The sequence below is a fragment of the Desulfobacter curvatus DSM 3379 genome (assembly GCF_000373985.1).
Lineage (GTDB): Bacteria > Desulfobacterota > Desulfobacteria > Desulfobacterales > Desulfobacteraceae > Desulfobacter > Desulfobacter curvatus.
The window spans coordinates 1-2420 of record NZ_KB892992.1 but is presented as its reverse complement, the minus strand read 5'-3'; the positions used below and the strand labels follow the sequence as shown (position 1 = coordinate 2420).

The window sequence follows — 2420 nt, the reverse complement described above, 5'->3', positions numbered from 1 at the left end:
ATGCCTTCTGAAAGAAGGAAAGGCGGAATTTTCCCAAAAAGGAGTGGGCGGAACAACTTCGGCCGACCTTTTATTATTTATGCGTCAGCACTGTAGTGGACCCCGAAAACTGGACAAGATGTTAAGATAAAATATAACAGTCCAGAAACCAGAAAGGGATTCATTTTGAAACGGAAAAACTACAGTAAAGAATTAAAAAGTAAGGTCGCATTGGCAGCCATAAAAGGGAATCAAACTGTCAATGAGATTGCCTCTGAGTTCGGTATTCATACAAGCCTTGTAAATAGATGGAAAAAGGAAGCAATAGAAGCCCTTCCATTGGTATTTGGCAATAGCCAGGCAAAACAAACCAAAGAAACAGAGATTGAACGGGACCGTTTATATCAAAAGGTCGGCCAACTCCAGGTAGAACTGGATTGGCTAAAAAAAAACAGCGGGCACCTCTGATGAGTATTGAAGAGAAAAGACAGCGGATTCAACCCAAGAACTCCAAACTCAGTATTCAAAGGCAATGTGAACTGATAGGGCTCCCACGTTCTATCTATTACCGTAAAGGCCTGACTGGACAGGAAACGCCTACAAATTTGGAATTCATGAGGTTGATTGACAATGAATATACCGCCCATCCTTTTTATGGCACCCGCCAAATTCGTAATGCCCTCAGGCGTAACGGATATAAGATTAACCGCAAACGGGTTCAACGACTGATGCGGAAAATGGGAATTCAGTCCATTGCACCGAAACCAAATACCAGCAAGGCTCATCCCCAAAATAAAGTGTATCCATATCTTTTGAGGAACGTTGAAGTAACCAGATCAAATCAGGTGTGGTGTACGGATATAACATATATTCCACTTTCTGGTGGCTTCGTTTATTTGACGGCGGTCATGGATTGGTATAGTCGTCATGTTCTCTCCTGGGAACTATCAATAACCATGGACAACGAGTTTTGTATATCCTCTTTGGAGAGAGCGTTACGATGTCATGGAACACCCTATATATTCAACACGGATCAAGGATCTCAATACACAAGTCACGAGTTTACAAAAGTATTGAAAGATAAGGACATTAAAATCAGCATGGATGGAAAAGGCCGATGTCTCGATAATATTTTCATCGAACGACTGTGGCGCAGTGTGAAGTATGAAGAAATTTATGTAAATGAATTTCGTTCTGTTGAACAGTTGCGCAACTCCCTGAAAAAATACTTTGATTTTTACAACAATGAACGACCTCACCAAAGTTTTAACGGCCAGACGCCTGCCGAAGTGTATTATGGCGAAAATCAGTTAAGTCTTGTGGGATGAAGAAGCCAGAACCCGCTCCAGCGGAAGCCAACCCCTTCCGACGGGCAGTTTTTATGGTGCCCATTCTCAGGACCTGGCTTCCACTTCCGCTGGGCACCGAGAAAAATCCGACTATGACGCTTAAATTTAAAAAAAACTGTCTTGACATTGGGGTCCACTATAACTTGTCCAATTATTACTTCGGCTATTTGTATAATACTCGACTTGAGTGCCAGCTCCTTCATTTTTCAAGTTGCCAAACCTTTTATACAAGAACTCTCGTAGTTCGCGTGCATGTCTTCTTTCGTTCACATGGAACGCCCGCGCACCATAAACATCATTGGAGACTTTATCCCCATAGGCCACCAATTTCCAATCGGACTTTTATGCCATGGGGATGAAAAAACGATTTTGTCAAAATATTTTTTACGACGCCTTGGGTCAGGAGACCTGTCCTTTGGTCTTTTTTTAATACAATGGATACGGTTTGTCCGGTTTTGATTTGCGTTCTATTTTGTCCGCCAGTCATTATACTTTTTACCCTATACAATTATAATCTTTTACACTTAAACTCATCGATAGACGCATCTAAGATATTACGTTCAAGTTGCATATTAGGTTTCCACCAAACAGCATGATCACGTTGCCTTTTTGCAAATTCCTGCTGTGCATTTATTACATTTCCTTGTTCTTTTTCTGTGAACATGCTGGAAATCTCATCACCTGCAGCGAATACAATATCGCGACTTTTTATTAAATACTCTTCATCAAGGACGCCTTTTTCATTGACGTGCCAATAATAATAAATAGCACGTATAACCTCAATTGGCTTTCGGTTTTCAAGCTTTACACAAATTTCTGCAACACGCACACGCTTTCCGGCAAATCTTTCTAATTTTTCCTCACTTGTTGCTTCTAACAGACGTTGGAATTTATTGATTGAGACTCGGAGAATTTCGGATTCATCTGTGATAATAAAATATCTAACTGATGCAGAACTCATATGGTCACCCCATTTCATTTTCAGTTGAAGAGATCGTTTATCAAATGTCAATTACTTTGTCCGGTTCGCGTCAATTATCTTGTCCGGTTTTTTTATATCAATAAATGCTTTTTGAGTGCATAAATTCTGTT

Annotated in this window: 2 protein-coding genes and 1 pseudogene; 1 reads left to right on the top strand and 2 read right to left on the bottom strand. The window is 40.4% G+C overall.

Annotation, left to right across the window (positions count from 1 at the left end; translation table 11 throughout):
• Positions 1-162 precede the first annotated feature (162 nt).
• Positions 163-1307 (top strand): annotated as a pseudogene (locus B147_RS0107870) (IS3 family transposase).
• A 328-nt stretch (positions 1308-1635) separates the two neighbouring features.
• Here B147_RS0107870 and B147_RS0107860 read toward each other — a convergent pair.
• A complete protein-coding gene (locus B147_RS0107860) occupies positions 1636-1815 on the bottom strand; it encodes a YwbE family protein (protein WP_020586666.1) in 180 nt (59 codons plus the stop codon).
• A gap of 21 nt (positions 1816-1836) precedes the next feature.
• Entirely contained in the window at positions 1837-2289 is a 453-nt protein-coding gene (locus tag B147_RS0107855; protein WP_051085656.1) for a hypothetical protein, read from the bottom strand.
• Between the last annotated feature and the right edge of the window lie 131 nt (positions 2290-2420).

Excerpts from the sequence above, each read along its gene's own strand:
- B147_RS0107860 (WP_020586666.1), bottom strand. The coding sequence starts at position 1,815 with ATGACTGGCGGACAAAATAGAACGCAAATCAAAACCGGACAAACCGTA.
- B147_RS0107855 (WP_051085656.1), bottom strand. The coding sequence starts at position 2,289 with ATGAGTTCTGCATCAGTTAGATATTTTATTATCACAGATGAATCCGAA.